General features: G+C 64.4%; 27 protein-coding genes and 2 pseudogenes. 12 read left to right on the forward strand and 17 right to left on the reverse strand.

All coding sequences use genetic code 11. The features are described 5' to 3' along the window. Positions 1-23: 23 nt before the first annotated feature. The gene (locus EN853_RS19160) at positions 24-2,045 is read right to left on the reverse strand and encodes an AI-2E family transporter (protein WP_245517111.1); all 2,022 of its coding nucleotides are present in this window, start codon (positions 2,043-2,045) and stop codon (positions 24-26) included. Positions 2,046-2,282: 237 nt separating this feature from the next. Here EN853_RS19160 and EN853_RS19165 point away from each other — a divergent pair, with 237 nt between their 5' ends. Further along, on the forward strand, positions 2,283-4,271 hold the full coding sequence (locus EN853_RS19165; protein ID WP_127859739.1) for an acyltransferase family protein: 1,989 nt from the start codon (positions 2,283-2,285) through the stop codon (positions 4,269-4,271). 56 nt (positions 4,272-4,327) lie between these two features. On the opposite strand, the gene EN853_RS19170 is transcribed toward EN853_RS19165, so the two are convergent. Beyond that, a complete protein-coding gene (locus EN853_RS19170; RefSeq protein ID WP_127859740.1) occupies positions 4,328-4,681 on the reverse strand; it encodes a cupin domain-containing protein in 354 nt (117 codons plus the stop codon). A 214-nt stretch (positions 4,682-4,895) separates the two neighbouring features. Here EN853_RS19170 and EN853_RS19175 point away from each other — a divergent pair, with 214 nt between their 5' ends. From EN853_RS19175 to EN853_RS19185, 3 genes are all read left to right on the forward strand, one after another. Then, the gene (locus tag EN853_RS19175; RefSeq protein WP_127859741.1) at positions 4,896-5,216 is read left to right on the forward strand and encodes a hypothetical protein; all 321 of its coding nucleotides are present in this window, start codon (positions 4,896-4,898) and stop codon (positions 5,214-5,216) included. A gap of 234 nt (positions 5,217-5,450) precedes the next feature. Continuing rightward, entirely contained in the window at positions 5,451-5,828 is a 378-nt protein-coding gene (locus tag EN853_RS19180; protein ID WP_127859742.1) for a hypothetical protein, read from the forward strand. A 275-nt stretch (positions 5,829-6,103) separates the two neighbouring features. Beyond that, a complete protein-coding gene (locus EN853_RS19185) occupies positions 6,104-7,345 on the forward strand; it encodes a DUF763 domain-containing protein (protein ID WP_127859743.1) in 1,242 nt (413 codons plus the stop codon). A gap of 113 nt (positions 7,346-7,458) precedes the next feature. Here EN853_RS19185 and EN853_RS19190 read toward each other — a convergent pair whose 3' ends face one another. The 7 genes from EN853_RS19190 to EN853_RS19220 all read right to left on the reverse strand — a co-directional run bounded on the left by EN853_RS19190 (position 7,459) and on the right by EN853_RS19220 (position 11,471). Then, positions 7,459-7,917: a hypothetical protein gene (locus EN853_RS19190; RefSeq protein ID WP_127859744.1), complete on the reverse strand. Its 459-nt coding sequence runs from the start codon at positions 7,915-7,917 to the stop codon at positions 7,459-7,461. 42 nt (positions 7,918-7,959) lie between these two features. After that, the gene (locus EN853_RS19195; RefSeq protein ID WP_127859745.1) at positions 7,960-8,556 is read right to left on the reverse strand and encodes a DUF6456 domain-containing protein; all 597 of its coding nucleotides are present in this window, start codon (positions 8,554-8,556) and stop codon (positions 7,960-7,962) included. Between the two features lie 228 nt (positions 8,557-8,784). Further along, positions 8,785-9,138: a hypothetical protein gene (locus EN853_RS34015; RefSeq protein WP_127859746.1), complete on the reverse strand. Its 354-nt coding sequence runs from the start codon at positions 9,136-9,138 to the stop codon at positions 8,785-8,787. Next, complete coding sequence (locus EN853_RS19205; RefSeq protein ID WP_127859747.1) at positions 9,059-9,751, reverse strand: hypothetical protein; 693 nt, start codon at positions 9,749-9,751, stop codon at positions 9,059-9,061. Before EN853_RS19205 ends, EN853_RS34015 begins: the two co-directional genes overlap by 80 nt. Before the next feature lie 238 nt (positions 9,752-9,989). Continuing rightward, entirely contained in the window at positions 9,990-10,778 is a 789-nt protein-coding gene (locus EN853_RS19210) for a GcrA cell cycle regulator (protein ID WP_127859748.1), read from the reverse strand. A 145-nt stretch (positions 10,779-10,923) separates the two neighbouring features. Further along, entirely contained in the window at positions 10,924-11,214 is a 291-nt protein-coding gene (locus EN853_RS19215; protein WP_127859749.1) for a hypothetical protein, read from the reverse strand. Then, complete coding sequence (locus tag EN853_RS19220; RefSeq protein WP_245517112.1) at positions 11,211-11,471, reverse strand: hypothetical protein; 261 nt, start codon at positions 11,469-11,471, stop codon at positions 11,211-11,213. The genes EN853_RS19215 and EN853_RS19220 overlap by 4 nt, the downstream gene beginning before the upstream one ends. 80 nt (positions 11,472-11,551) lie before the next feature. Between EN853_RS19220 and EN853_RS19225 the strand changes: the two genes are divergently transcribed. From EN853_RS19225 to EN853_RS34635, 5 genes and pseudogenes are all read left to right on the forward strand, one after another. Next, on the forward strand, positions 11,552-12,196 hold the full coding sequence (locus EN853_RS19225) for a S24 family peptidase (protein WP_127859750.1): 645 nt from the start codon (positions 11,552-11,554) through the stop codon (positions 12,194-12,196). A gap of 148 nt (positions 12,197-12,344) precedes the next feature. Then, positions 12,345-13,217 (forward strand): DUF2167 domain-containing protein, encoded by an 873-nt coding sequence (locus tag EN853_RS19230; RefSeq protein ID WP_127859751.1) that lies wholly within the window; start codon positions 12,345-12,347, stop codon positions 13,215-13,217. Positions 13,218-13,235: 18 nt separating this feature from the next. Then, the gene (locus EN853_RS19235) at positions 13,236-14,183 is read left to right on the forward strand and encodes a tetratricopeptide repeat protein (protein WP_127859752.1); all 948 of its coding nucleotides are present in this window, start codon (positions 13,236-13,238) and stop codon (positions 14,181-14,183) included. A gap of 291 nt (positions 14,184-14,474) precedes the next feature. Continuing rightward, entirely contained in the window at positions 14,475-15,557 is a 1,083-nt protein-coding gene (locus EN853_RS19240; protein WP_127859753.1) for a GSU2403 family nucleotidyltransferase fold protein, read from the forward strand. A gap of 123 nt (positions 15,558-15,680) precedes the next feature. Then, positions 15,681-15,803: pseudogene (locus EN853_RS34635) on the forward strand (transcriptional regulator); the annotation flags it as partial. 137 nt (positions 15,804-15,940) lie between these two features. Here the strand turns inward: EN853_RS34635 and EN853_RS19250 are convergent. Then, positions 15,941-16,417 carry a plastocyanin/azurin family copper-binding protein gene (locus EN853_RS19250; protein ID WP_245517113.1) on the reverse strand — a complete coding sequence of 159 codons (477 nt, stop codon included), beginning with the start codon at positions 16,415-16,417 and terminating at the stop codon, positions 15,941-15,943. Positions 16,418-16,627: 210 nt separating this feature from the next. On the opposite strand from EN853_RS19250, the gene EN853_RS19255 reads away from it, so the two are divergent. Continuing rightward, a complete protein-coding gene (locus tag EN853_RS19255; protein WP_127859754.1) occupies positions 16,628-16,972 on the forward strand; it encodes a hypothetical protein in 345 nt (114 codons plus the stop codon). Between the two features lie 5 nt (positions 16,973-16,977). Here EN853_RS19255 and EN853_RS19260 read toward each other — a convergent pair whose 3' ends face one another. After that, a complete protein-coding gene (locus EN853_RS19260; protein ID WP_210234802.1) occupies positions 16,978-17,694 on the reverse strand; it encodes a hypothetical protein in 717 nt (238 codons plus the stop codon). Between the two features lie 223 nt (positions 17,695-17,917). On the opposite strand from EN853_RS19260, the gene EN853_RS19265 reads away from it, so the two are divergent. Further along, the gene (locus EN853_RS19265) at positions 17,918-18,127 is read left to right on the forward strand and encodes a hypothetical protein (protein WP_127859755.1); all 210 of its coding nucleotides are present in this window, start codon (positions 17,918-17,920) and stop codon (positions 18,125-18,127) included. A gap of 407 nt (positions 18,128-18,534) precedes the next feature. Here the strand turns inward: EN853_RS19265 and EN853_RS35305 are convergent. The 5 genes and pseudogenes from EN853_RS35305 to EN853_RS19290 all read right to left on the reverse strand — a co-directional run. Next, positions 18,535-18,678: pseudogene (locus EN853_RS35305) on the reverse strand (porin); the annotation flags it as partial. Between the two features lie 20 nt (positions 18,679-18,698). Then, a complete protein-coding gene (locus EN853_RS19275) occupies positions 18,699-19,199 on the reverse strand; it encodes a porin (protein WP_167524526.1) in 501 nt (166 codons plus the stop codon). A 357-nt stretch (positions 19,200-19,556) separates the two neighbouring features. Beyond that, entirely contained in the window at positions 19,557-19,817 is a 261-nt protein-coding gene (locus EN853_RS19280; RefSeq protein WP_127859758.1) for a DUF2934 domain-containing protein, read from the reverse strand. 110 nt (positions 19,818-19,927) lie between these two features. Then, positions 19,928-20,137, reverse strand: coding sequence for a hypothetical protein (locus EN853_RS19285; protein WP_127859759.1), 210 nt, complete (start codon positions 20,135-20,137; stop codon positions 19,928-19,930). A gap of 75 nt (positions 20,138-20,212) precedes the next feature. Beyond that, a complete protein-coding gene (locus EN853_RS19290) occupies positions 20,213-20,512 on the reverse strand; it encodes a DUF1236 domain-containing protein (RefSeq protein WP_127859760.1) in 300 nt (99 codons plus the stop codon). 210 nt (positions 20,513-20,722) lie between these two features. On the opposite strand from EN853_RS19290, the gene EN853_RS19295 reads away from it, so the two are divergent. Then, positions 20,723-21,061 (forward strand): DUF982 domain-containing protein, encoded by a 339-nt coding sequence (locus EN853_RS19295; RefSeq protein ID WP_245517114.1) that lies wholly within the window; start codon positions 20,723-20,725, stop codon positions 21,059-21,061. Between the two features lie 63 nt (positions 21,062-21,124). Here the strand turns inward: EN853_RS19295 and EN853_RS34020 are convergent, their stop codons facing one another. Continuing rightward, positions 21,125-21,220, reverse strand: coding sequence for a putative RiPP precursor (locus tag EN853_RS34020; protein ID WP_189343898.1), 96 nt, complete (start codon positions 21,218-21,220; stop codon positions 21,125-21,127). Between the last annotated feature and the right edge of the window lie 57 nt (positions 21,221-21,277).

The raw sequence follows: 21,277 nt of genomic DNA on the forward strand, positions 1-21,277 counted from the left end.
CGCGGAACGATGCCCTACCGCATTCAGCTCGCGGCCGCCCGCAGTTCCTTCTTGCGGGCCGGACGTCGCCGGCGCGGGCGGCGCTGGGCCGCGAGCGTGAGCGGCACCGCCGGTTCGTTCGAGAGGGCGCCGGTCACTGCGTCGACCATGCCATAGGCGAGGAAATCGGCATTGAGGTCGCTCGCCAGCTTTGCGGCGGCCTCGGTGTCGCCATTGCCGATTTCCGACCAGAACACGATGCCGACCCGGAGCTTCGGCTTGAGGCGCTTCAGCCGGCGCACCATGAAGCGCGCGTGCTTGGTGGAATCGCGGTTCAGGAAGCCGATGACCGCCGTGTCGATCGAGCCCAGCTCGAGCCGGCGGATGGCCGAGGGTTCGAGGGCGGTGAAGCTTGCCCGCGACGCCCCGGCGCCCTGCACTTCAAGCACCTGCGCCAGCATGGCGGCGGCGGCATCGTCGAGCTCGCCGCGCCCGCCGGCGCAAAGCACGGAAATGCCGGAGCCGTCCGGCAGGTCGACCTCGTCGGCCTCGCCGTCTGCCTTGCCTTCAGTTGCCTTGCCTTCAGCTGCCTTGCCTTCGGCGGCTTTCTCCTCGTCCGAAGCGGCGGCCTGTTCATCCTCCTCCGCCTCCTCCTGGGCGCTGTCGTCGAGATTGGCGACCAGCGTCAGCGCGCTTTCGGCAACCTGCCGGCGCTGCTCGTCGTCCATGACACCGCGCATGCGGTCCTGCTCGCCGAGCAGCAGCGCGGGAATGGCCACCTGGTCGTAGAGCTCGAACAGGTATTTCTCCTCGAGCAGTTCCTCGGCATGGTCGGTCGCCTCCTCCGGATCGCCGGCGAGCAGCCGCTGGTAGAGCCTCGCATGCGGCTCCAGCACCGGCTCGTTGCCGAACAGCACGTCGAGGAACTCGAATTGCGGTACATGCCGGCCGAGAACCACGAGGCAGACGGTGAGCGGCGTCGACAGCACCAGGCCGATCGGGCCCCAGAGCCAGGTCCAGAAGATCGCCGCGACGATGATGGCAAGCGGCGACAGGCCCGTGCGGGAGCCGTAGAGCCAGGGCTCGATGACATTGCCGGTGATCAGCTCCATGACGACGAACAGCGCCGCAGTCCACAAAAGCAGCGACCAGCCGGGTGCGACCGCAAGCGCCAGAAACAGCGGCAGCAGCGCGCCGATGACAGGGCCGATATAGGGAACGAAGCGAAGCGCCAGCGCTAGCATGCCCCAGAGCAGCGCATTGGGAATGCCCAGCACCCACAGCCCGATGGTGATCGGCACCGCGTAGACGATGTTGACCACCATCTGCATCAGAAGATACTGGCCGACCCGCTTGCCGGCATCCTGCAGCGCCTGCGTCGTGCGGTGGAGGTCGCCATAGCCGACGAGGCGGATGAAGCGGTCGCGCAGGTCCTCCCGCTCCAGCAGCATGAAGATGACCACGACGATGACCAGGCCGGCCGAGGCGAGCGGGCTGAGCAGCGGCGCGACCAGGTTCTGCAGCACTTCGAGCGGCTTTTCATGGGCGATGATCTCGACCGGGATCGGATCGCGCTTCGGCGCCTGGGCGGCCGAAGGCAGCTGCGGCTCCTGGCGGTCGATCTCCTGGCCGACGCGCTCGATGACCCCGCTCAAGCGCGAGATGATGCCGCCGCCGAGGCCGCTTTCCTTCAGCGCGCGGATCTTTGTCAGGATGTTGATCTGGTAGACGGGGATGTTCTGGGCGAGATCGCTGACCTGGCTGGCGACGACGAAGGAAAACAGCGCCAGCGCGGCGAAGGCCCCAAGCACGCTGGCTATGACGGCGGGAAGGCGCGGAATGCCGATCCGCTTCAGTGCCGAGACGACCGGGGCGATGGCGAAGGTCAAAAGCAGCGCGACCGCGATCGGCAGGAACACCTCGCGCCCGAAATAGAGCGCCGCGACCGTCGCGACGACGGAGGCGACCGTCGGCAGTGCCGTGCGCGGATGGCCTCGCGAGGCGGCGAGCAGGCTCGCCAGCCCCGGTTTCGACGCGCGCGCCCCATTTTGCAGATTGCCCGCCACCTTCAGCCTCCACCCTGCCTGAACCATGATTGGCGATATTTCACCGGCGCGCAACGCGCGGAAGGATGGATGGTTGCGGGACAGGTCGGAGATTGGCGAACGCAGACGTGACAGCCAGTCTCCCATGCGCGGAGATCGGCCGTTCCGGCTCCCTTCTTCCTCCCTTTATGTTGCACTGCGTTAGATTTGTTGCATTGCGGTATAAGCCCGTAGGCGCAACTCTTTACCCAAGGCGGGATGCGATCGACCGTTGCGAGGTTCGTCTTCGTGTCAGCAGCATCGCCGGAGTTCCGGCCAGACATCGAAGGGTTGCGCGCGCTGGCAGTGGCCGGCGTCGTCGCCTTTCATTTCGGCCTCACGGCGCTGCCGGGCGGCTTTGCCGGCGTGGACATCTTCTTCGTCATCTCCGGCTATCTGATCACACGCCATCTGACGTCCGAGATTTCGCTGACCGGCCGGCTGGACTTCCTGCGCTTCTACGCCCGGCGCGCGCGCAGGCTCCTGCCGGCGGCGCTCTTCGTCATCGCCGCGACGCTTGCCGCGGGCGCCGTCATCCTGTCGCCGGAGGAGCAGGCGCTCTATTCCAAGGGCGCGATGTTCGCCTCAGCCTATATGATCAATCTGTGGCTGATCCGCTGGTCGTTCGACTATTTCGCCAACGACGCCGCCAACAATCCCTTCATCCACTACTGGTCGCTGTCGGTGGAGGAGCAGTTCTATCTCGCCTGGCCGGCGCTGTTGATGCTGGCGGCCTGGCTGAAGCCCGGCAAGCGGACGATCATGCTTGCGATCGGCGTTGCCGGCCTCGCCTCCTTCGCTGTCTGCGCCTGGCTTACCCCCATATCGCAGCCCTGGGCGTTCTATTTCTCGCCGCTGCGCGCCTGGGAGTTCGCCGCCGGCGGGCTGGCCTCGATGGCGCCGGCCTGGCTGCTCGACAAGCGCCCGCGGCTCGGGGCGGCGTTCAGCCTGGCCGGGCTGGCGATGATTGCTTTCGCTTACCTGACCTTCAGCGAGGAGGCTCCCTTCCCCGGTTTCCTGGCCCTGGTGCCGGTTGCCGGCACTGTCCTTCTGCTGCTGGCGGGCGCGGCCGGCGCGAGGAGCGGCCCAACTGCGCTCCTCGCGCTGCCGCCCTTGCAATGGACCGGCAAGCTCTCCTATTCGCTCTATCTCTGGCACTGGCCGGTCATCGTCTATGCCGGCATGCTGGTGGAAGAGCTGACTTTTGCCCAGCGCCTCGCCTGCCTCGGGCTGACGCTGGCGCTTTCGGCGCTCACCTACCATCTCATCGAGAACCCGATCCGTCGCAACGGCTGGCTTATGGCCAATGCGGCGCGGGCGCTGGTGCCGGCCCTCCTCCTGACCGGCACCGGCGTCGCAGCCGCCTACGGCAACGCAGCGCTTGCCGTGCGCGACCTCGACCCCGAGCAGCGGACGATCGCGGCAAGTGCTGCCGAGCCCGCCACGGCGCGCGCCAAAGCCTGCGTGGAGGGCTACGACAGCGTGGCGCCGAGCCCTTGCGTGTTCGGCACCGGCCAGCGCGCCATCGCGCTGTTCGGCGATTCCCACGCCGACCACTGGTCGACGCCGCTGGTCGAGGCGGCGAAGAAGAACGGCTACCGCGTCGAGACCTGGCTGAAGAGCTCGTGCCGCGCCTCGCGCTACAGCTTCTTCGTCGCCAAGCTCAACCGCGACTACCGCGAATGCGACCAATGGCGCGAGCAGGCGATCAAGGAGATCATCGCGGCGAAGCCTTCGCTGGTGGTGATCTCGGAGCTGGCGCTGACCTCCTCGCGCAAGATGGCGGCCGGCAAGGGCGAGCCGGACACGTCGGATGCCGCCTGGCGGGCGGGCCTGCGCTCGACGCTGGTGAGCCTGAGCAACGCCGGGCTGAAGATCGCCTTCATCCGCGACGTGCCGTTCAACGACGAGAACGTCGACACCTGCGTGGCCAGAGCGCTGTGGCGCAACAAGACGCCCTCGCTCTGCGACCAAACGCGCAGCTATGCCGCCAACGACGCCATGGCCGCGGTCGAGCGCGAGATCGTCGACAGCGTGCCCAACGCCTCCTACGTCGACCTCACCGACCGCTTCTGCAACACCACCACCTGCCACGTCTTCATCGACGGCAAGCTCGCGTTCCGCGACCAGCACCATCTGGCGACGCCGTTTGCGGAATCGCTGGAGCCGGAGGTGGAGAAAAGGGTGATCTCGAAGGTGGGCAGGTGAAGCTGCTAATCTCCCCCCTTGTGGGGGAGATCAGAAGCTTCGCCGATAGCGCTGTATTACCCCACCACAACCACAAAATGCTTGGTCACCGGCTCGAGGATCTTCCAGGTGCCTTTGAAATCCGCCTCGACCACGAAGGCGTCGCCGGGGCCGACCTCGACGGGCTCGCCGCCGTCCGGCGTGATGATGATGCGGCCGGCGATCATGTGCACGAATTCATAGTCGGTATAGGTGGCGTGGTAGGTGCCGGGCGAAGCGCGCCAGGTGCCCGACATCACCTTGCCGTCGGCGCTGGTGTGCTGGACGGCGGTCTGCATGGTCGGCCTGCCCTCGACGACGACCCAGCCCGGCAGGTCGCCGGCCTCGGCATGCTCGACGGCGCCGAATTTGAGAATGGTGGGCTTGGTCATGGGAAGCTCCTGCGGTTGCCGGGATTGGCTGGGCGATTGAATAGCGGATTGCGCCGCATCGAGATGCGCGGCACCGCGACAAGAGGTGGCGGTATGGCGACGGGGCGTGGCCTCAACGTCAGAAAGGCCCAGAACTTTCCCTGGAACACCAGCCACCCCAAAACCGTTTACCCCCCGAAGGGGCGTAAATCGGAACCTTAAAGAGGAGGCAGCGATGAAAAAGCTTCTGCTTGCTTCGGTGATCGCCATCGCCTCGGCGTTTGCGATCGCGCCGGCCAGCGCCGGCAGCGTTGAGTTCGGTATTGGCGTCGGCCCGTCCTACGACCCTTACTATGGAGACGACTACTATGGCGGGTATTACCCTCACCGCTATTACCGACACGTCTACGATGACGACTACTACGCTCCCTATCGTGAGCGTTATGTGATGCGCTATCATAACCGGTATTATAACGATAATTGCCGGATTAGGATCGTGAAACACTGGCGCCATCACCACCGCGTCATCGAAAGAATCCGCATCTGCGAGCGCTGACCGACTGGCGCGCGACTGGCTCATCTTCCCCGGAGGGAGATGAGCCGGAAGCGACAGAAAGGACTCGAATCCGGACAAATTCCTCGCGCGCCTAGCGCCGGGCCGCTCTTCGCGCCCGTAGCCGCCCGGTCGCGACGACCTTCTCCTCCAAGACATCGGCAAGCATTAGCTGTCGGGAACATAGGCCTCCCGCGGTGCGTTTAGCCGATGATCAGCCTTCAGGAGGAGGTTGCCATGAAAAAACTGCTACTTGCTTCTGTGATCGCCGTTGCCTCCGCGGCAGCCACGGTCGCCCCGGCGGATGCGCAAGGATTGGGAATGTTCGGTCCCGCTTTTGGTCCGTTCGGCGGCTTCAGTCCGTTCTACGGCGGCCCGTTCGGCGGCCCGTTCTATGGCGGCGGACCGTTCTACGGCGGCGGACCGTTCTACGATTATCGCGGCCGGTATTACGGCCCGCGTTATTACCGTGACTATTATCCCGGTTACATGGTCCGCTATCCGCACCGCTACTACTACTACCGGCACCATTACCGCCATTGCCACGTGAAGTGGGTGAGGCACTGGCATCATCACCGCCGGGTGCTGGAACGCGTGCGGATTTGCCGTTACTGACAAGGCGGAACGAAGGCCCTCACGCATCGTCATCCTCGGGCTTGACCCGAGGATCCATGCCGTTACGCCAGTCGTACAATGCGGCGGATCAGAATATTCCGCCGTCGCTGCAACGCTCGAAAGTCACGGCATGGATCCTAGGGTCTGCGCCGCGTCGCTTCGCTCCTTGCTCCGCCCTAGGATGACGACCGCGACGCGCTTGTGGGCACCACCTCCTCCACCTTGCAAATCCCACCCCTGCCATCTACCTCTGCGTTATCCACGGAGACAGACGCGTGACGCAGCGAAGCGGCAGCGCCGACCTGCCGCTGCATGGCGGGCGGGTCCCGAAATGGCTGGGCGATCGGATGACGAAGCTCGGCGCTGTGCTGTGCGAAGCGATCATCCACCATTACGGCCGTGACGAGCTTTTGCGGCGCTTGGCGCATCCCTTCTGGTTCCAGTCTTTTGGGGCCGTGATGGGCATGGACTGGCATTCCTCCGGCATCACCACTTCGGTCATCGGCGCGCTGAAGCGGGGTCTCAACCCGATGTCCGGCGAGCTCGGCATCCATGTCTGCGGCGGGCGCGGCGCGCATTCGCGCAAGACGCCGGGTGAGCTGCTGGCGATCGGCGACCGCGTCGGTCTCGACGGCGCAGCGCTTGCCACCGCCAGCCGGCTGGTGGCCAAGGTGGACAGCGCCGCCGTGCAGGACGGCTACGACCTCTACCTGCACGGCTTCATCGTCACCGATGACGGGCGCTGGGTGGTGGTGCAGCAGGGCATGAACGGCGACGCCCGCCAGGCGCGCCGCTACCACTGGCTGTCGGAGGGGCTCAAAAGCTTCGTCGACCAGCCGCATGCGGCGATCGAGGGCGAGCGCCAGGGCGAGATCGTCAACCTCACCGACCATCGGGCCGAAAAAGCCCGCGGCGGCCAGATCGCGCTCTTGAAGACCATGAGCCCGGAAAAGATCCTGAGCGAGCTTGCCGTGCTGGAGCCGCAACCGGAGCCTGAACCCGCCGCGCAGCCGCTGCTGCCCAACCTCGTCATGCCCGCGCATCACGACGTGCGCGAGAGCGACATCGTCATGCGCCGCCTGCACGGCAACATCGCCTCGGCGATCGAAAGCGGCCCGAAGGATTTCCCCGAGCTGCTTCTGGTGCCCGGCGTCGGCCCGCGCACGGTGCGCGCTCTGGCCATGGTCTCGGAAGTGGTGCACGGCGCGCCCTACCGCTTCTCCGACCCGGCGCGCTTCTCGCTCGCCCACGGCGGCAAGGACCGCCACCCTTTCCCCGTGCCGCTGAAAGTCTATGACGAGGCGATTTCCGTGCTGAAATCGGCGGTGGGCAAGGCCAAGCTCGGGCGGGAGGAGGAGTTGCAGGCGCTCAAGCGGCTGGACGGCGAGTCGCGACGGATGGAGCGCTACGTGACGGGGCCGAGCTTGAAGGAGATCGTGGCCGGCGAGATGGACCTGTCGCATCTGCTGGGCTGGCGGAGTGTGTTTGGGTGGGAGAAGGGGCCGGAGGGGAAGTGAGGCGGAATAGCGGAAGATCGAGAGAACGACTCCTGCGCTGCCTACTCTATCGCACGTTCAAAGTGAGCGATCAGCTATGACTTTTGCTTCTACCGCCCAAGAAAGAAACCTGCTTATAAACTCTTCCGAGATATCAATTTTCTGATCACTCCAGCGGAAGCTCTTATCTTCGGCTGATAGGCCGTCGTGAATAGTGCGTTCGTTCCCAGCTTCTTCGATCTTTTTAGCGCATTCTTTCGAGAGCCATAGAGCCGATCCTCAATATGCTCGAAATGATCCCTTGCTCTTTTGTATCCCGAGAGGTCAAGAGTTCCCACATGGCGAACCATTTCGGCGCCCAAGACGTTTGACGCCAAGACAATTCCATCCTTTACCCTGTCGATAGCAATCAGAAAAAAGTGCAGCTCTACCAGAGCGCGTTTGTATCTCTTCTGCCGCCACGCATCGAATATCAGAGCATGTTGTCGCTCGACAGCTTCGAGGTATTTGTCAACCAACCCCAGGCCATCATGCAACTGACCAGTTGGGTCCGCAGTTAGGTAAGCAAACAGCTTTTCAGTTTCTTCGTTCATGGGATGAACAATAGTACCTTCGGCAATACATGCTAGGCGCCATCACCCCGCCCGCCGCCCCATCATCCCATAATGCACCGCCAGCAGGTCCAACCCCACCTTCAGCAGCTTCACCACCACGTCGCGCCCGTCGCCGGTGCGTTCGGCGATCGCCTTCACCGACTGGCCTTCGAGGCAGGTTTTTCGCACCACCTCGGCCACCTCCCAGTGGGCAAGCGCGGCGGCGGCGTGGGCATGCGCCCGGCCGGCTGACAGCACGCGGTCGGGGATGCCGCCGCCGACCCGGCCGCCGTCGACGCGCTCGCTCCAGGATTGCGGCTGCAGGCCCTGGCGCTCAGCGCTCTCGAAATCGTCGCGAAAGCGCCCTCCTGCCTCGCGCTGCTGGCGGGTGAGTGAGGTGATGCCGGTGAGCGGATCGACATTGCGCAGGCGCACGATGCCGCCGGTGGAGGTGTAGCCGCCGTTCGACACCTCGTAGACGCGGCGCGCCTCGGCGGTGCCGGGGGTCAGGCGCTGGCGGCCGAAGCCGTCGGCCTTCAGCGCGAAATCATGGCCGATCTCGCGGCGGATGCGCACCTGCTCCGCCTCGCCCTTGGGGAGCTTTGGAGGTTGGGGTTTTTTGACGGGTTTGCGGGGCATGGGCGGGTCCTTGTTCAATGGGATGGCAATTGGAAAGGCCGGCGGACAGCACCCCTCTCTGGCCTGCCGGCCATCTCCCCCTCAAGGGGGGAGATCAATCTCTTCGCGGCTTTCGCCAATCACCGACGCTGCAGGAAAAGCGCCACGGGCGAAGCTGCCAATCTCCCCCCTTGAGGGGGAGATGGCCGGCAGGCCAGAGGGGGGTGCCTGGCGCCGACCTCACTTTCATTATCGGCGGTGCTCCCCCGCTCCGTCGCGGCTGCGCCGCGCCACCTCTCCCCCGCGTCCCGGGGGCGAGGAAAGGAGCCCTTCCCGCTTCGCCATCAGCTCCCGCATCAGCCGGCGCTCGCGTACCTCGATCGAAAGCTGGGCGCTCGACGGGCAGAACTGGGCGTTGTCGACCTTGGCCTCGCCGCGGATGAAACGCTGGATGGCGGCCTGCACGTCGCCAAGCTCGGCATCCTGCACGGCGGCCAGATAGCCGCGCAGCTGCATCTCGGCGTCAGCGAGGGCGGATTGCGGGAAGCAACTGAACATCGCGGCCAGCGCTTTCGCCGCCTGCTGCAATTCGGCTGCGGTCATTGATCTCCTCGATGATCTTGTTGGCGGCATCGACATGGGTCTTGCGGCGATGCCATTTCGGCCCGGGCGCGGCATCCCGCCCCGGAACAGCTTTCCCGTTCCTGCTCCGCGAAGCCCGAGGAGAAAAGGCGGCAGCCTTTTCTCCGGTTGGAATCCTGGTTTCTGGATTCATGGCTTCTGGACTCTGGGGCTTATCCCCCCGCTTATCCCCTGCCTTAACCCCTCCCTTATCCGAGGGCGAAAAAACCCTTTCCTTCGAAAGGCTTGGGCTGCCGCCCCTCAAGCCGTTGCGGCGCGCCACACGTGCCTTGCGGGCATCCGCAGTCATGCGCCGCGAAAAGATGCGGCCGTGACGGTCGCGCGAGAAGACGCGGTTCTGCTCGAGCTCGGAAAGCAGCATGCCAAGCTCGTTCTCCGCGCAGCCGGCAAGGCGGGCAAGGGCGGCCTCGTCCAGCCGCTTGCCGGCGATCGCGACATAGCCGACCGGCTCGTGCGCGGCGGCAATGCACAGCATGCGCATCCACAGCCCTTGGGCTGCCAGCGAGCAGAGGCGCAGGTTCGGATCGGACTCCCAGTCCGACCAGAAGAATTTCGACCAGACCGTGCCGCTCATGGGGAGGGCTCGCTGGCCGCACAGCGAGGGCCAAGGCGAATGGCCGATCTCCCCCCTTGTGGGGGAGACGTCCGGCAGGACAGAGGGGGGCGCTGTCCCGCCAGCCTATCAGCCAAGGGGAAGCACATCCCTTGGGTATCAGCGAATGCACGACATGTGAGAAGTTGGCATTCCTTCGCGCCCCCCTCTGCCCTGCCGGGCATCTCCCCCACTTGGGGGGAGATCAGCAGCTCCACCCTCACATCCCCCTCCCGCGATGGCCATGGAACCTGGCATGGTGATGCGCGCAGTACGATCGCGCGCCGGTCGTGCGCAGGCCGCAGCAGAGCATGTCCGGCCCTGGACGCGCGCCCGGCGGTTCGCCTTCCGCATCCCCGCGCAGGGCGAGGTCGACCGGGGCGCGGCAGCGGCCGAACAGGCAGTCGAGGAAACGCATCGCCGCGACATGCGGCTGGCGGCCGGGCGGCACGGGCGGCGGCGGCGCCGGGAGCTTGTAGCGCTGCGCTTCGGATTTCTGGCGCTCGCCGGCGAGCCAGGCCGGCGGCAGCGTGCGGGCTGGTTTGCGCGGCTTGGGTTTCTTGGGCTTGGGCGTGCGGCCGTCGTCTGTCGGCGAAGAGTTCCCATCACCGGATATGTCGGCGGGACAGCATCTGCCCTGCCGGGCATCTCCCCCGCAAGGGGGGAGATCGGCAGCTTCGGCGCCGGCGCCCTCCACCAGTTCGATATGTCTGGAAAGCATTGCCGGTTCCGAGAGCGTGACACCTCCGGCCGCCACCCTGCCGCGCCGGCCGGGACGATCCGGATACGCATGCTTCCGCGGCCTTCCGCCGGCGCGGCCGCCCTTCGGGTTGGCGAAGCCGATGGCGCTCAGGCCCGCATTGCGGTGGACGATGCCGATGATGGCGTTGCGCGAGACCGGACTGCCGCGCAGCGCGCTGAAGCGGCCGGCGATGCGCGAGGCCGAGAGCCCCTCCTTCAGCAAGGCGGCGATCTCGTCGATTTCCTGTTCGGTATAGGCGGCTGCCATCGTGTCGTTCCATTGCTTGGGCTTGCGAAGGGCTTGGGAAGGCTTGGGGCTTGGGAAGGCTTGGGGCTTGCGAAAGGCCTGGCTGAAGGCCAAGCGCCAGGGTTCGGCCGCGAGGCCGCATGTCAGGTCAGCGAAAGGGTGAAGGTCAGGCGGCGCCGGTCAGCCGAAGCAGGGCCGCCTCGGCCACTGCCCGCGTCAGCCCCGACACCGCCCGGCCCGTCGCCGGATCGAACAGGATGACGGTGCCGTCCTCGGTGCGGATGCAGCTTGGGCCGGGCGAATTGGGGGCCGGAGCCGGGGGAGGAGCGGCTCCGGCCGTTCCGGTGAACCGGGGTGCGGGCGGTTCGACCGGATCCGGGGCGAGCGCCCCGGAATGCGTCCGGACCGGGGACAGTCCGGACGATTGGAATTCATGGGTCGAGGCAAGCGCGTTCATGCCGCCTCCCCTTGCATGGCGGCTGCGGCGCGGCCGGCCAGCCATTCGTAGCTGACGCCGGCAATGCCACGCCTGCGGCTCGCCGCCACCACATGCGGCCAGTGCTGCGGCGCGATGCGGCCGCGGCGGCGCATCTGGCGGGCGGCTTCATAGCCGCAGCCGACATCGGCGGCGAAGGCGCCGATGCTGTGCCAGCGGTTTATCAGCCCCGAGATGCTCACGGGCGATGCGGAAATGCTTGCGGGATGCTCATTCATGCGCTAAGCGTACGTTATGTACGAAAGAGTCGCAAGCGAAATCGTACACAACGGACGACAATTTTCAGGCATTTTGTACGATGATGGATTCTCGGCACAGATTGCAGCAGGCGCGCGCCCAGGCCGGCTATGCCTCGCCCAGCGATGCCGCGCGGGCGCTGCGCGACATCAACAAGAACACGCTGATCAGCCACGAGAACGGCAACCGGCCATTGTCTCGGAAAGCTGCGGAGAAATACGGCCGGCTGTTTGGCGTCGACCCCGGCTGGCTCTTGTTCGATGGTGGTTTGGGGGCGGACGGCGCCGACGCGGCGTCGGTGCACCTTGCCCCCTCGCCCGTCACCGTCGACGTGCCGATCGTGTCCTGGATCAGCGCCGGCGAGCTCGGCAGCCAGGAGGGCGTGGTCAACCTCTCCGACTATCCGACCATCCCCACCGCCGATCTCGAGGAAGGCGAATGGATCGCGCTGCGCGTCGACGGCCCGTCGATGAACAAGATCTCGCCGCCGGATTCGATCATCTTCGTCAACCTGCGCGACAAGCGGCTGGTGACCAATGGCTGCTACGTGATTTCGGACGAGACCGGCCGCGCCACCTACAAGCGCTACCGCCCCAACGACACCCCGCCCTTCCAGCCGGCCTCCTATCTCGACATCCCGCCGCCGGAACTCGAAGGCGCGATCACCATCATCGGCCGGGTGAAAAGGTCGATGATCGATATGTGAGGGGCGATATGCGAGGGCTCAACAGCACTGCAGTCGTGTCCCTATCCCAAAGAACAAAAAAAGAACTTTGGGACTTGTACTTGCCTCGAAAATCCCCTTAGATCACGGTTGCGTGAGGGTTGGGGTTCCCGTTTGCCGGGAGGGGGTCATGAACACATCGATCAGGAAGCACCTGGTTTTCATCCTGTTGGCGCAGACCTGCTTGCTGGCGGAGCCGGCCGTCCTGCATGCCGAGGATGCGGACTATCATCCGCAGAATTTCACCCAGCCGCTCAGCGCCGCCAGGGGCACGATCGCTCCGGCTGGCGGCGGCGCCGTCTACCTGAAGCCGGAGGACAGGTGCAATCTGGTGGTGAAGGAGTTCGGCTGGGACCGTGACCAGTGCGGCACGATCGACCAGCTGATCTTCGGCTTCACGCCGGAGATCGACAACCTCACCGTCGAACAGCCGGTGTCGGACGGCTATGTCAGCCTGGCAGACTGGGACAGCGCCGGCCGCGACGAAGAGATCGGCGCCATCGAGCAGAGCTTCAAGGAATCGGTGAAGGCGCAGTCGCAGCGGATCGGGCAGGAGATCCGCTTCGACGGCTGGCTCGTCTATCCGCAAATCGACAAGGCCAGGAACATCCTCTACTACGCCAACATCCTGAACTGGGGCGGCGACAGGACGATCAACATCTCCGTCTCGATCTTCGACCGGCAGGGCTATGTCCCGATGAAGATCGTGCCGGTCAACGGCAATATCGCGGCGGAGTCCGTGCAGAAGATCGTCGAGGCATCGGCCGCCGCCTACAAGCCGAAGGCGGGCTCTTCCTATTTCGAACATTCGAGCGGCGACAAGGTGGCCGGCTACGGCGCGCTCGGCGTCCTGGCGGCGATGCTCGGCGTCAAATTCGGCAAGGCTGCAGGCGTCGGTCTCATCGCCCTTGCCCTGGTGGTGCTGAAGAAGGGCGCCTTCCTGCTGCTCCTGCCGCTGGTCTGGCTCAAAAAACTGTTCAGCCGGAACAAGGCGGGCAGTTGATCCCCGGGAGGCCGGCAAATGGCGAGCGGGGCGGATGGAAGCCCGTTGATACGGCTGGTGCGAAGATGGCGCCTGCCGCTGTTGCTGTTGCTGGCCGGCCTTGTCGCGCTCGACGTCCGCGGCGCCATGGGGATCGCCGCCAACCTCACCTACGCGGCCTGCATCGGCAATGCCGCCGACCCGGCCCGCCGGCTCGAAGCCTGCACGCATATTGTCGAGGACGAGGCTGCTCGCCCCGACGAACGCGCGATAGCCTACTTCAAGCGCGCCTATGCCTGGGCGGCAAAAGGTGATTATGACCGCGCCATCACCGATAGCGACGAGGCGATAGACATCAATCCGAAATATGCCGTCGCCTATTACAATCGCGGCATCTTCTGGTCGGACAAGGGTGACGACAGCCGGGCCATCGCCGATTTCGGCCAGGCAATCAGCTTCGGTTTTGACGGCGCCGATGTTTACCAGAACAGAGGCGCTGCCTGGGCATCCGAGGGCAATTTCGAGCGCGCTATCGCCGACTTCAATCAGGCGATCGACATCGACCCGAAACAAGCCAGTGCCTATTACGCCCGGGGCACGGCCTGGGGGCAGAGCGGCAACTACGATCGCGCCATCGCCGATTACACACAGGCAATCGGCGTCGGCCCGACAGGTGGCGATGCCTACGCCTACTATAGCCGAGGCGTCGCCTGGTCATTCAAAGGCGACGACGACCGCGCCATCGCAGACTACGCCAAGGCCGTAGACCTCGATCCGAAGCTGGCCGACGCCTATTACGCGCTGGGCCTCGCCTGGGCGCACAAGGGCGACCAGGACCAGGCCATCGTCGACTACGACAAGGCAATCGCGCTCAATTGGAAATCGGCGGATTTTTACAGCGCCCGAAGCAACTCTTGGCAGGCGAAGGGCAACCACGAACGCGCCGAGGCGGACCGGAAGAAGGCGGTTAGCCTCGGGGCGAAGTAGATAGCCTGGGAAGCCCGCGTTCCTTCACGCTTCCCTGTCCTGCCGGGCATCTCCCACACTTCTCCCTCGCTTCTCCCCCGCCTGGGGGCAGCTTCGACTCCCTGCTCGTCCTTCGCACCGTTAGCGACCGGCGGAAGGCGGCCGGCTTCTCCCAGCAGGAGGAAAGGGAGCCTTGCGTTATAAGATTTTCACTATTTTCTTATAATGACCTTGCAATTCAGCGCGACAGCGCGCAGTTATAAGAAAACTGTGAACTTCTTATAACGCTGCGCGCGCCCCGGGAGCAGGCCCGTGAAAACCATCGATCTCGCCTACCGCACGCTCTACGCCGAGTTGGTGCAGCGCAGCCTCGACGCTTCCTTCGAGACCGACTTCTCGACGGCCGGCAATTTCGTGCGCGTGCCCGTGAAAGGCCGCGACTACTGGTATTTCGAGGAGACCCGTCCGCAGAAGTCCAGGCGTTATGTCGGCCCGGCCGAGGATTCCGAGATCGCCAAGCGGGTCGCGGCCTTCAAGGAGATCAAGGGCGATCTCAGAAGCCGCCGCAAGCTGGTTTCAACGCTGGTGCGCGACGCCGGCCTGACGGCGCCCGACCCATTCACCGGCGACGTCGTCGAGGCGCTGGAGAAGGCCGGGCTGTTCCGGCTGCGCGCAGTGCTCGTCGGTACCGTCGCCTTCCAGACCTATGCCGGGCATCTCGGCGTGCGGCTGCCCGGCGCCGCGTTGCAGACGGGCGACGCCGACTTCGCCCAGTTCCATTCCGTCTCGGCCGAGGTCGACGACAGCATGGCGCCGGTCATCGACGTTCTGCGAACGATCGATCCGACATTCCGCGAAATTCCGCACCGGACGGATGCCGGGCGCACGACCCAATACGAGAACGCGACGCGCTACCGCATCGAGTTCCTCACCCCGAACCGCGGCAGCGAGGACCATGCCGACCACGCCAGCCCGATGCCGTCGCTCGGCGGCGCATCCGCCCAGCCGTTGCGTTTCCTCGACTTCCTGATCCGCGACCCCGTCAGGACGGTGTTGCTGCACCGTTCCGGCGTGCCGGTCCTTGTCCCCTCGCCCGAGCGCTTCGCCGTTCACAAGCTGATCGTGGCGGCGCGGCGCGAACGAAGTGCCGCCGCCAAGCGCGAGAAGGATCTCGCCCAGGCGAGCCTGCTGGTCGAGGCGCTGGACACCACGCGCCGCGGGGACGATCTTGCTTTTGCCTTCGCCGAAGCGTGGGGACGAGGCGAGAGCTGGCGCGAGGCGCTGCTGAAGGGATTGCATCTTCTCGGTCCGGACAGGCATGAGATGGTCGATCTGGTCCTCGGGAAGGCGCTGGACGAAGCGCATATAGATCTCGAAGGCTTTCCGATGCGCTAGGGTAATTTCCCCTCGAGCGTTTCAGCGATTCATAGAATCGCCGAACCGCTCTAAGTATTTGTTTTTACGCAATTCCGGACCGAAAGCCGTTACACACTTTTCCTGGAATTGCTCCAGAGAGGGCGCTGCCGCCCCAACGACACCCCGCCCTTCCAGCCGGCCTCCTATCTCGACATCCCGCCGCCGGAGCGCGAAGGCGCGATCACGATCATCGGCCGGGTGAAGCGGTCGATGATCGATATGTGAGGGGCCGCGATTGGCGAAAGCGACCGACGCCAATCTCCTTCGGCGATCGAGAGGAGATTGGCGGCGGCTGACTGCGGACCGTTACGGCCGCCGAAGTTCGGGTGGTTCGACAGCCCGGCGCGCGTTCGATGTGGAGCTTACTGGACCTTGATGGTCGCCCACATGCCGTTCATGAAATGATCGGGGATGTTGCAGAAAACCGCGTAGAAGCCCGGCTTGAGATCGAGCGTCAGCGAACCCGCTTTGCCCGGATCGAGCTCCGAAACCTCACCGAGATGGCCGGCCGCATCCTCGTCGACACGGTTCTCGTTCGAAACATAAGGCAGCGTCGTCTTCTTGGGGTCGGCCACCGGCACGACGATCATCTCGTGGACGGTGCCCTTCGAGGTGTTGGTGACATCGAAGGTCACCTTGCCCGCCGGCACAACCTTCTTGTCGAGTTGGATCTTCATCACGGCCATGCTCATGTTCGCCGGCATGCCCATGCCCATCTTGGCATCGGGTTTCATGTCGCCGTCCTTGTCCCACAATTTGACGTTGACCGTGGTACCCGCGAATGCCGGCGCCGCAACGGTCAGCATGGTCAATGCCAGTCCAATTCTCAAAAAATGCATAGGGGTGCTCCTGGCCGCCATCTGGCGACCTCAGGTGGCGGACTGCTATGGAATCAGGGTCGGTCGCAGGCGCTGTTTAAGAGAACAAAGCTGACAGCCAGCTGACAGGATGACGGCTGCACGCAACATCTATCGTTCAAATTGTACGAATCCCGCTTGACCAAATTTCGTACATAAAGTACGATCTTCCCTTTCTTTGAGGGGGCTTGCTTGAACACCGCGAACCATGCCGCTTTCGCCGACCTCTCCCATCCAATCCTGTCGCCATTGCCGTTCGCCGAGCGCGAGCGCCTGGCCGGCGCCTGGCGCATGGCCAGCCAGGACATCGCCGACGACATCCGCTTCATCCGGCAATATCTGAAAGTGATCGCCGAGAAGGACGAGCGGCTGTCGACCGGCACGCTGGTGCATGGCCGCGCCTACGTCGAAGCCTGCGCCGCCTGGCTGCCGGAGACGGTGGCGCGGTATCTGAGGAACCTGCGGCTGATCAGCGAATGCGAGAGCGCGATGATCGCGGCGGGCGTGCGGTTCGCCAGGTCGAGCGATGCGTGGTGATGCTTTCAGCCGGCGAACTTGTCGGGAAACTGTTTGGCGATGCCTTCCGTCAGCATGTCGGCAAACTTCAGCATGTGATCATGCCCTTCGTCATAGGACTTGATATCTGCCGCCCAATTCTTCTCCAGCCGGCCAACCACTTCGCCGGTCGTCAGTTCCAGATGCTTGTGAAGCATCTCTTGTAGGGCCTTTTCGGACCAGTTCGGATTGGCCTTGGCGAGAAACATCGCAATGTCGTCGGCATTGCCGCTCCATTTTTTCTGAGCGGCCGCGAGCTTGTCCTTGCTGCCCGATTTTGCCGCCTTGACCACTTCCGTCGCGATCTTGATGTGGTCCTTCAGCAGCGAAGCCAGTTTTTGACCGGCGGCCTCACCGTAATAGGGGCTTACCGCGACGCCGATGTCGTCCTGGTTCTTGAGGAGGCGCGAGGCGACGTCGTCCGCATCCCGCAGACCAGCGAGGGCGCTGATGATGTAGTTTCGCGTGTAGGTGATATGGTCTTCCCAGAGCTTTCGCATTGCCGCTCGAAGCTCCGCCGCCGATTGCTGCTCGGCGGCGCGGGCGGACGGCGGGGACAAGGACCCGGCGGCCGCAAGCGACACTGCCGTGAGGGAGGAAAGGATCATAAGACGCCGGTTCATGGCTCGATCTCCGAATGTGCGACAATCGCGCGGCACCAAATGACCTCGATTGAGTTCGGCCCGATCGGCGGCCCAGTCCATGGCGATGTTCGCGTCGGAAGATCAACATTAGCAATAGCTAAAGGCTCCACCCCGCAGGGCATAAGCGCAGCATAGGCTTTCATTCCTGCAACCGCCGCAGCCCGGCATGAGGAATGGAACGTTTCACACAATTGCAAATTGGTGGACGCGGGCGAGCGGCGAGGAGTTAAATCCCTCCCAGGCTAAGGAGGGTAGAGCCGCATACCAGGGAGGAATTCGTTTAATGGACCAGCAAATCGACATTGGCACATTGCCGGACGACCAGCCTTACGAAGTCACCTCATTCGCCAAGAAGCATGGCTTGACCATCCCCGTCGCGGACGCGGTCCTCTTCGCCAAGGGCCCGTCGCCGTCGCGGAGAGCCTGCGATACGGCTGCGCTTGCCTTCCTCTGCGCGGTCGCCCAGTACGCCAAGAAGCAGGGCGCGCATTAGCGGTTTCAGCGCCCCTCCCTTCTCCCATTGGGAGAAGGGGAAGCCTCATCCTACCAACTGAACTGCAGCCCCGCATTGCCGCCGACGACATTGCCGGAGAAGGCGATGCCCAGCGTGCCGGTCAGGCGGCCGCCATGGGCAAAGCCTTCGCTCAGCACCGCGGCGCCGGTGATGCCGAAGGCGTCGGCGTCGCCGGCATTGCCCCAGTTGACGCGCAGGCCGAAATGCTCGCCCTGGACGAGGTCGGGCGCGGCAAGGGCGGCCGAGATCGAGGCGTTCTCGAAGGCGCGCGTGACGCGGTTGTCGATGTCGTCGACGTGGGCAGCCAGCGCCGTCTTGCCGGTGACGGTGGTGAACCCGCCGTTGCCGTCGTCGACCTTCCGGTTGGTCACGCCGGTGTCGGCGTTGATGCAGGTGTCGGTGCCCGGGCTGTAATAGTAGTTGGCCCCATAGGCCGAGCAGACCCTGACATATTCGACCGCGGCCTGGGCCGGCGCGGCCAGCAGCGTTGCCGCCCCGAGGATTGCCGGCGCAAGGAAATATCTGAACATGATTGCCCCCTGGTCAACGCTTACCAGGTGAGCTGCAGGCCGGCGTTGCCGCCGACGGTCTTGCCAGAGAAGGCGACGCCGGCGGCGCCCGCCAGCCGGCCATTGCCGCCGGCGAAAAGGCCCTCGCCCAGCACGGCCGCGCCGGTGACGCCCATGGCGTTGGACTGGCCGGCATTGCCCCAGTTGACGCGCGCGCCGAAATGCTCGCCCTGCACCAGGTCCGGGCTGGTCAGCGCCGAGGCCACCGAGGCGCCTTCGAAGGCGCGCTGGACGCGGGCGTCGATGTCGTCGACCTTGCTCGCCAGTGCCGTCTTGCCGACGACCACGCCGTCCTCGGTCAGGCGGCGCGTCTCGCCGGTATTGGCGTTGATGCAGGTGTCGGTGCCGGGGCTGTAGTAATACTGCGCACCGTAAAGCGAGCATACCTTGACGTGCTCGACCGGCGCGGCCGAACCCTGTGCCGCAACGCCGCTTGCCGCAGCCAGAAACGCAAACGAAATAAGACGGTTGATGCCCCGCATACCCTGCCCCCAAGTTGGATTGAAAAAGCCCTTGCGCGAAAGCACCATTGGAGCGCGAACCGCGTCAACGGGAGTTCCGGGCTCAATACCTGACTTTTACTGGGATCATTTCGAATGAACGCGCGCTGTTGCCGCAACGTCACAGTGGACTGGCCGACCTATCCAGCAACCCGCGATCGGGCGAGGTCTATTTATAAAGGATAGCTAATTTTAGCCTAAACTAATACTATTCGCACCTACGCCATAGGCGGCGCAAGTTGCTGCATATCCATGCGCGTTAAAATCTATCAGGCGCGAGCTTGCCCGCGCCCTCGTTCACAGTTGTGGGGATGGACCGGCGACGCTGGTCGCCGGAAATCAGCCCTTGGCTTTCGGCTTGGCGGCTTGCTTTGCCTTGCTTGGGGCCTTGCTTGCTGCCTTGGCTGGGGCTTTGGCGGGCGCCTTGGCCTTGGCGGTGGCGGCCTTCTTCGGCGCGGCCTTCGGCTTCGGCTTCGCAGCGCCGTCGATCTCGGCGGCCGCCTGGTCCCAGTGCTCCATATGCGCGCCTTCCGGCCGCCCTGCCTGTTCCCAAATCTCGTGCGCCCGCCGGCGAATGCGTTCCTGCCTGTCGTCCGTCACTGTCGCCTCCTTTGGATGGGGCCGTTGCCCCGACGGAAACATTAGCGGAATTTTCCGGTTGCGTCTTGCGCATCGGACGCGTGGGACGTGAACTTACGCAACGATTTTCTTCAGTGCGCGCCGGAGACGACGGCGACGCCCAGATACGCTGCCTTTTTTGTAATCAATGCGGCTAAATCCGCGTCAGAGCGGTCGGTTCCGGTGCTCTTGCGCAGGATGGTGATCGCTTCATCCATCGACAGCAGGCCGGTGCGATGTTCGGCCAACAGCTTGTCGACGGCCTTTGCGCAATCGGCTGATTCGACATGGGGATGGTGCATGGTTGCGACTCCTTTCTAGGAGCCGGCATCCTCCCGCCGGCATGGCGGGAGGATCGGGGCTCGTAAGCACATAGGTTACTCGATAACCTGTACCACTCTGCGAGTGCTCGGGTCGACCAAAACCGCATGGTCGTTGACGACCACATACCTGTACTGAACGTCCGGCACCGTCTGCAATTCGACCGTGTCAGGCACCGTCGAGCCAATGCCGAGCTCCAGCCCCAGGATATTGACCGAGGCGACCGGATGCTTGTGGACGTACTCCTTGACGATGGTCTGCTGCTGCGGTGTGACGATCACCTCATCCGCAGCCGCAAAGCCTATGCCGGCGATCAGAGCTAGGCCGGCAACAGCAGGAATAAGGGTGGTTTTCATCATAAGTCTCCTGTTGTTTTGGCGAGCTCCGCCCTGCCTCCGCGCGGAAACCAGGCAGAATCGAACATAGGAGCTCCCGGGGCAAACGCCTCGGGAACGCTGTTGTTCCGTCGGCGGCTAAATGATCCGGCTCCGCCGAGCGAGCCCGGGAACCGTCGCGGCGGCTTTGCATTGTTTGCTTTGCACGATCAGGCAAGCCGAAAGCCCGCCATGCATAGAGTTCTCGTCAGAAGCGACATGGCCTTTCGCCGCCCGGTGGCGATCGCCGTCGGCGCCGGCTTCAAGCGCGAGATCGCTTCGCTGGCCGCGATGGAGAATTTCCTCACCGAATGGCCGCCGGCGATGCGGGGCGACTGCTATCGCGCGGCAGTGCGGGCCTGCGATGCAACGAGGACGGGAGACGTGAAGCTCGAGGAAGCGCGGCGGACCTTCCTCGCATTCGCCCAGAAGGCCGGCATCCTATGGACCGGCATCGATCCGGTGACGGCGCTGCGCGAAGCCAAGATCAGGCGCGTCAGAGCCAGGCGCGAGAACCAGCCGAGGCTATGAAAGAAAAAGCCCCTCGCTACTCGGCGAAGGGCTCTTTTTTCGAGGAAGGCCCTCGATACCGGATCAATCGATGACTTGCTGCGAGGTCGGAACATCGGCCGTCACCGCGGACAGCTTCTCGCGCTTCACCAGCACCGGCTTTTCATAGGTCCTTTTCATGTTCACCCCCTTTTGCTCGCTTGGCTTGCGCAGGTTCACGCCACAACCATGAAGTTG

Origin of the sequence: Mesorhizobium sp. M1C.F.Ca.ET.210.01.1.1 (genome assembly GCF_004791585.1) — a bacterium.
Classification (GTDB): domain Bacteria; phylum Pseudomonadota; class Alphaproteobacteria; order Rhizobiales; family Rhizobiaceae; genus Mesorhizobium.